Annotated in this window: 6 protein-coding genes; 5 read left to right on the forward strand and 1 reads right to left on the reverse strand. The window is 58.0% G+C overall.

Going from position 1 to position 7484, the window contains the following annotated elements; translation table 11 throughout:
• The first annotated feature begins 37 nt into the window (after window positions 1–37).
• From PLL20_21030 to PLL20_21050, 5 genes are all read left to right on the forward strand, one after another.
• Window positions 38–1087 carry a DUF1460 domain-containing protein gene (locus tag PLL20_21030; protein ID HPD32485.1) on the forward strand — a complete coding sequence of 350 codons (1050 nt, stop codon included), beginning with the start codon at window positions 38–40 and terminating at the stop codon, window positions 1085–1087.
• A 408-nt stretch (window positions 1088–1495) separates the two neighbouring features.
• Entirely contained in the window at window positions 1496–1891 is a 396-nt protein-coding gene (locus PLL20_21035) for a hypothetical protein (GenBank protein HPD32486.1), read from the forward strand.
• A 742-nt stretch (window positions 1892–2633) separates the two neighbouring features.
• Window positions 2634–4136, forward strand: coding sequence for a hypothetical protein (locus PLL20_21040; protein HPD32487.1), 1503 nt, complete (start codon window positions 2634–2636; stop codon window positions 4134–4136).
• 249 nt (window positions 4137–4385) lie between these two features.
• Window positions 4386–5891 (forward strand): RHS repeat-associated core domain-containing protein, encoded by a 1506-nt coding sequence (locus PLL20_21045; GenBank protein HPD32488.1) that lies wholly within the window; start codon window positions 4386–4388, stop codon window positions 5889–5891.
• A gap of 282 nt (window positions 5892–6173) precedes the next feature.
• A complete protein-coding gene (locus PLL20_21050; GenBank protein HPD32489.1) occupies window positions 6174–6908 on the forward strand; it encodes a hypothetical protein in 735 nt (244 codons plus the stop codon).
• A gap of 180 nt (window positions 6909–7088) precedes the next feature.
• On the opposite strand, the gene PLL20_21055 is transcribed toward PLL20_21050, so the two are convergent.
• On the reverse strand, window positions 7089–7484 hold a 396-nt coding region (locus PLL20_21055; protein ID HPD32490.1), incomplete at its 5' end, for a group II intron maturase-specific domain-containing protein.

Here is a 7484-nt window from a genome sequence, read left to right on the forward strand (position 1 = left end):
CGGTTCCGGTGAACAGGACCGAAGGAGGTCTGCGCACATGAAACGGCTCATCGTCCTTTCCGTCACCGGGCTTGTCATTGCGGTTACCACGATCCTTCTGATCCGGCTCGGCCCGGGCGCCGCCCCCGCCAAGGCGCAAGAGCCCCTCGTCACCATGACCCCGGTCGAGCGGCAGGCGTTTGCTGATTTGGACGCCCGGCCCATCCAGAATATGCGCAACACCGATCTGGGTCAGTACCTACCCTTACGCCAGAAGGCCATCGCCACCGACGGCCTGCGGTTTGCCGCCAACGAAGAGATCGGGCGCATGGGCCGCCGGGCGGTGGGGCAGGCGTTCCGGCTCAACGCGGTCCAGTTCGACCTGGCCGAGGGCGATTGCGTGAGTTTCGTCAACCGCACGTTGGCCTTGGCTCTGGCCAAGGACTGGGACTCGTACTACCTGCTGATCGAGCGGATTCGCCATAAAGATGGGGTGGTCGAGTACAAGAACCGCAACTTTTTCACCTTGGGCGACTGGCTGCCGAACAACGCCTGGCTGCTGGACGACGTCACCGCCCAACTGGGTCCGGCAGAAAACCGTCCGGCCCAGAGTTTCACTCATGTAGTCCGGCCGAAAGTCTTCGATGAGCGCCCGGCCGCACCGGGCAGCGCGTTCACCCGCATCACCTTCAAGGGTTCAGACTACAAGTCGCCTGATAAGGAAACCCGCACGGACAGCTATGTGCCCACCGAGCGCATCCCCGAGGTCCTGCGGGACCTGCGTACCGGCGATGTGGTCTTGATCCTGCGCCCGGCCAATGGGGGCCATCTGGGCTGCGACCACATGGGGCTGATCGCCGTCGCAGCCGATGGGCAGGTCAACATCCTGCACAGCGCTCCGCGCCAGGTGCGTGAAGAGCCGCTCACCGGTTTCCTGGAGCGGTGCAACTGGATCAGCGGGCTCAAGTTTCTGAGGCTCAAGGACAACGCCCGCGAACTGGCCGCCCAGCAGGTCACGGCCATGACCGGCCAGGTCACCGTGCCCCCGCCGGCAGAACAGGATGCCAAGAACGACACCCTGCGGGCGAACAGGGCCACCAGTGACTAGGCCAGCGTTGAGTTGTGTTTGCCTAATACAGAGGAGATAACGAAAGAAGAAAAACGGTCTTTAGGCTGGGCGCGCCCCAATCTCTTCCGTCGTGATTGGTGTGCATTCTGGGTGGCTGTTTGGGTTGCGGCTGTAGGGTTCATGAATCGGTAAACCTCGTCTGGCAAGGAGAACTTCATGGAAAAGGTCAACTCTGTGCAAGAATTTGTCTCGTGGCTGATTACCTTCACCAGTCTGTTTGCCGTCGCTGGCTGGAACGTGTCGCCGACCCTTGCGGGTTGTGACTACGGTGAAGATCCCTGTGTTCCTCCGGAGTGTCCGTGCCCAGAGCCACCCTGTCCGGCTGTGTCAGAAGGGACTGGCATTCAAGCCCAAGCTTCCCCAGCAAGCGAGATCGAGCGGGAGGCTATGTGCGAGAATCCGGAAGGCAGTAGCTCATGGACGCCTGAGGACTGGGCCACCTATCTCGGCCTGTTTGTCAATGCCTGTGACCTCGACACGCAAACCACATATGAATACGTAAGAGAGGGCGAGTGCTACGTTCTGGTCGAGAACGCCTCAGAAATCGAGGGTGGCGGGATCGTCGTATCTTGGAGTGGCGGACCCGTAGATCTGACGCAAGTAGGCGCGTATACTCTGGTTGCAACCTTATCAAATTATCCTGTTGAGTATGAGCCGTGCCCGGACCCACCCGAAGTTCCAAAGTGGGTATACGAGTCCACCACCGTCGATTTCGAAATCACAGTAGCTGGCACGCAAGCACCGGAGTGCTGTGTGTTGACCAAGTGGATGTCGGACAACTAAGGGCGAAAACAGGGTGTCCTGTTTTGTGCCCTATGTTTCTTCGTTCCGCGGTATTCTGAGTGGTGTGGTTGTTTGCTGCTGGAGTGAATCGTCATGATGAGGCATGTACTGAGCATTGACTTTCTTGCGTGTTGTCTGTGTGGTCTAACTGCCGCTGGGAGCCCAGCTCGCGGTCAGGCGGTGATAGTACCAGATGCCGAATGTACGTGTCCGGAAGGCGCTGTTGTCGCCCCCCAGGACTGTGACGTCATCTGGATGTGCTACAGGACGAACGGTAGTACCTACTGTACGAACCCTGGTACACCCAGGGCCTTAGTGAGCCAGACGCTGAACTGTGACACCTGCTGTCCGGAGTGCCACAACAATCCACCTCCAACCATGACGCACGTCTGTACCACGACCGTGAGTCTGTCGAGATCCCGGTCTTTTGATTTTGCTATCAGCCCCCAGGTTTCAGGAGACGTGGGCGCCATCAAAGCGGCTTTGCAGTTGTCCTTCGGATGGTCCGGCCAGACGACGTACACGTGGGCAATCACGATTGGAAGCGAGGACTTCCCCTCGTGCGAGTATGGACGATACCTTGCGCAGCTTGAGTATACGGTCGGCACGACCTATGCAATCAACCACCACTACTCTTGGTATACTCGCCTTGCTAACGGCTTTGGATGTGATCCGACGCATCGTTGGAACAAGGATTGCTCGGAGGTACGTACATCTACAGCTCTCAGCGAGGAATGGAAGAGTGCGACAGGGAAATGGCTTGGCAACACGCCTTGCCCTTGATATGGAGAACGAGCCCCCCCTACTTTTTGTCAGGGGCACTATTGCGGAATCGGTCACATTCTTCATCAGGATGTTTAAGACTTTTTATGTTTTGCATCAAGGTGCTGATATGAATACTACCTGGAGAAGACGCGTCCTGCTGGTCATCCTAAATGCGTTTTTCTTGGAGTGCGTCGTGAGCACGGCTTGGGCCGGACAACCCACGGAGATCTCTGAGCGGCGTCACCTTAAACAGCTGATCGCGGAGTACAAGGCAGCGGTTCCGGACATGCGAAAGGCCCCCTCCGCTGACCGAACAGCGGAGTATCGGCGGTGGTTGGACAGGTTCACCGCGGCGTTGGCAGCAGCCGACAGCGACCCGGATACTCGGCATGCAAGGATTATCCAGCTATCGCTGGCCAATGGCTGTGGTCTGCTTGACATGGCAGATTCAGTTGTTGACGAACTGGCTGCAACCGCTGACTCACCGGCTGACAGGGCCATGTGGCTATTCGAGAAAGCAAGCATAGCAGAAGCGCGCTGGTCGTCAAACGGACCGTCCAGAGACGCGGCGTCATTGGTTGCGTCGGCGCTGGCACACGCAAGGCAATTCTGCCTGCAGAATGCTCTTCTGAAAGGCGCCGTTGCAGAAAGATATGTCGCCGCTACTATTCTTGAGGCAGGTTTGCATGAACGTGTGTTGGATGATTACCAGAAAGCTGCAATGCTGTACAAGGATGCCGCCAGGGTATTTGCAGCCGACCTGACCGAAGAGGAACGAGCCAGGTTCACGTCTCGAGGTCTTGATGAGGAAGAGCTGCTCTCACGCCAAATGCATGCGCATGCCAAGGCTGGTGATATAAATGCTGCAAAAAGATTGTTTCAGCAAATAGCGGGTTTCTCGGTTGTTCGACAAGGGTTGGGGCGGCATCTAATCGTGTTAACCAAGGCCGAATTTCCCACTGGAGGAACGCAGTTTCAGGATCGTTTGCGGTCGTGGATTGCTGATCATCCTGCGGATCCTTCGATCCCGGAAGTCTGGTATCATATTGGCATTGATCAAGCTCGATCAGGGGACGGTCCTGCGGCATTGGAAAGTCTGAGCAAGGCCGTATCGACAGGTGCAATGGATGATCGATCGCACGGTATCCTGTGTCAAGATGCCTGGTTTCAAATCGCAATGATCTCGCAGAGCCTTGGAAGGGACCACTTGGCGCGCAATGCGGCTTGGCGGTTCGCCGAATTGGCGGCAGAGGATGACCCCCGCACTGCTATTCTGGCGAATTCGGGATTGCTTCCCACAATCCCGTCCAGCCAACGCGCTGCTCCATCTCTCGATGGGCGGCCATTGGGTGGTTCGACTGTGAATAAGATGTGGCTCGATTTACCGGGCTTGACTACCCGTCCCACCAGCCGTCCTGCAGGTCAAGGAAGAGATATGGAGAGGGATAAAAGCCAGGGATCATCTACAAAGCCCAGCTAAGATAACGGGGGGTGTCGGAACGGGGATTGCGCCAAGCAACCTGCGAGAGGAGGAGACGAAAGTGAGTTCAGTCGTTGAAACCTTTCGTTGAGACGCTCCGGTGGTCGATCTGTCGTTGCCGACCCTCTGCGTCTCGATCTTGGCGTCTCGGTGCCTTGGCGGTTCGTTCTCTGGGGCATGCCGAAAACCGGCTCAAGACGATCACTCCGCGGAACCCGACCCCCGGCGCCAAAAAGGTGGCCTTCGTGTATGATTACATGGGCCCTTGACACGATGCGTCTCGCAAAGCGAGACCCATCGCGTAGCGACGGCCGGGCCTCGCCCGGTGCAGCGAGTCAAGGGTGGGACGTGGTCATGGTCCTGAACGGCAGCAACGAGAACGTCCGCAAATACACCCTTGACACGGCGCTTCCCGCCTCGCGGGAAGGATCGCGGCGCGATCCAGGGGCTTCGCCCCTTGCGACGAGTCAAGGGTACACCTGGGGCCTTGCCCTTGGCGCGACGCGGCCCGCAACGCGGGCCGGGTTGCGCGGCAACCCGCAGGTTTCACCTGCCGCGGCGAGTCAAGGGCTGGATCTTTCCGGCACAATCCACGGCGCCGGTGGCATCGGCGGCCTGCTCGCCAGCTACCATCCGACCGGCGGCAATCGCTACTGGTACTTCTACGACGCCAATGACAACGTCGGCCAAGTGCTCGACACCACGGACACCGGCAACATCTCCATCGCCGCCCGGTACGAGTACGACCCGTACGGCAACCTGATCCTCAGCAGCGGTCCGTACAAGGACGCCAATCCCTTCCGCTTCTCGACGAAATGGTATGATGTCGAAACGGACATGTATTACTTCGGGTATCGGTACTACCTCTCGAGGCTCGGAAGGTGGGGAAATGAGGATCCGCTTGGGGAAATAGGTGGACTGAATCTGTACGCCTACGTTCACAATGCTCCCGTATCGCTGATCGATTTGCTCGGGCTAGCCCATTGTGCCTGGGTCACCGCGAAAGATGCCTTCGGCATTCCCGGATTTCGCTTTCTCGGCGGTGCCCATCTTGCGCTGGAACTCGATCGCGATGGCAAGAAGACGTTGATCGAGCTTCAAGCTTTCAATGACAAAAGGCACTCCTCGGCAAATCGCGTCGGTTCCGGCCCGCTCGGTCCCATGAGGTACATATACTATGCTCTAACTGCCTCCTGGTTCGGCCTGTCAGGCCGGGAGGATCTGAGGAGAATCAACGCAATCTGTGAGAGGATTTTTGGCTTTCCCGCGATCTCGCTAATCGACTTGCTCGATGGTGCTGGGCAAGCATCAGAGTACGGTACGGGGCTTCTCAACTTCTACGGCCTTTATGTAAGCCCTGACCTGACAGGCCGTGGCAAGCGATTCCCCGTTCCTCTGACTCCAGGCCTTGAGGCTGAACAACTGGACAGGCTCGAAGAAGCTGCACGGCAAATCGGTGAGAAGGCCGAACGAGCCCAGATGGTATTGTCCGCCAACGACCTCAGATTCAACACCAGATACGGTCAGTTCATTATAGACAAGTTTTCTATAGGCATCGTTGTCGGCCTCGGATACGATCCGTTGTTGCGTAACAGCAATTCCTTCATCGGCACCGTCTTTCGACAAGCGGGCGTCCAGCCTCCCGTAGCAGTTCAAGATTCCCTGGGTTTTGATCGCGACTTCACGCAATGGACGTGGTGGGATCTCGAATTCCATAAAATGTTTCAGGACGCCTTTGCTGACGCCATGAAGTGAAACTAGTGTCTTGGGAGTCTCGCTTGGCAACATGCGTACTATACAGTGAACAGGGAGGTCAGTATGATTCGGACGATTGTGACGATGGGATTCCTAACATCGCTGAGTTGTCAGAATGCCCCCATTTCTACCCTTGGACCGGAAAACGGGCTACGATCGCAGCAGGTGGCTGAGACACCTACAGGGGTGAACTCGCCGCACAGGGCCTCGATCGGGTTGCTGCCGCCCACGAGTCGGGCCGCCACTACCGCCAGTCGTCCAACACCGCCGAGGGTGACTTCAGTGGATCTCCTCCCAAAACCAGAACGGACCGATCGAATTTGGAGCTACTACAGCGCCTTATACACATTCAATCTGGATGGTGACTGGACGCTGAAGCCATTTTACGTTGATGAATGGAGTGAATACTCCCTCTCCGATACATTGCACGCATTCTTAGCGTTCAACCGCGCGAGCTTGACTTCTTTCGTGGTCATCTATCCCATCAAATCGGGCAAGGATGATCAGGTTCTCGAACTGCAGGCGGACGGTGGTCAAGCCGACAGCGCATGGCTTGTCCGGCACCAGGATTCATCCGCGGACACCGTCTCCAACGACTGGCGTGAGTTCCTGCTTTCTCTGCGAGACGGACGAAGAACCATGCGCACCTACAGATTGACCGGCAGGCTCACGATCACCTTATCGAATGGGCGTTTGAAGCGCCTTGCATGCCCGCTTGTTCAACCACACCCCCGCCTTGCGGCGAGTGCCCTGCGAACATCCGAGAACGTGTTGCCAGATCCTGATGAGCTTGCAGCAAGAATAAAGACGCTTGAGAAGGAGTTGAACGTGCTAAGGCAGACGTCGTCACCCGCCGGGCCTGGTTCGCGAGATCCGCAGCTACAGGCAAGGCAATCGGAGCTGGAGCATCTGATGGGTGCTGGCCGAGCGGAGCACGCTCTTCCAGCTTCTATTGGTGGTACGGTGACCGGGCGTTGGCTGCATGACAAGCCCAAACGGAGCATCGATCTGCCTTAGATCGGATAGGTGTCGAAACGGGGTAGAGTCGAGACGTGGCGCGGTGGTTTAGGCTGAGCCTATCTGTTTCCGGCCCTTTCGTCTGCCGGTGCCTCAATAGCCCAGCCCTGCTCCGTTTCCACGTCCCGCTCATCGAACCGGACGTGCGGATTTGCCGCATCCGGCTCTCGGAGAAGGATGTCATGCTGTCGCCCACGGGAGGCTCCCTTTCCGCCCCGCAAGGCGGTTTAGACCAAGCCGACTGGCTGTCGCCGCATCGATGAAGCGCTTCTTCCCGACGCAACGGACCTTGTGCTTGGCGTTGAGCCACATCCTCAGCCGGTACCCGACGTGGGCATCCACGATCTGGTAGGCGTGGCTGACGCTCCCCAGACTGAAGTAGTTCGCCCACCCTGAGACCATCCGGTTCAGGTCGGTTACCACCTCGGCCACGGGTCGCGAGGTACTCCGCCGGTCGGTCGATTCCGTCACCTTCTCGCAGATCCTCTGTGTCCTTCCGGTACGCCTGCATGAATCGGCGTGAGTCGTCTGGTATCGTCGGCCGTCGCCGCGAGGCGGCAGGGAGGACGGCGGATG

This window comes from Phycisphaerae bacterium, from assembly GCA_035384605.1.
GTDB lineage: Bacteria > Planctomycetota > Phycisphaerae > UBA1845 > PWPN01 > JAUCQB01.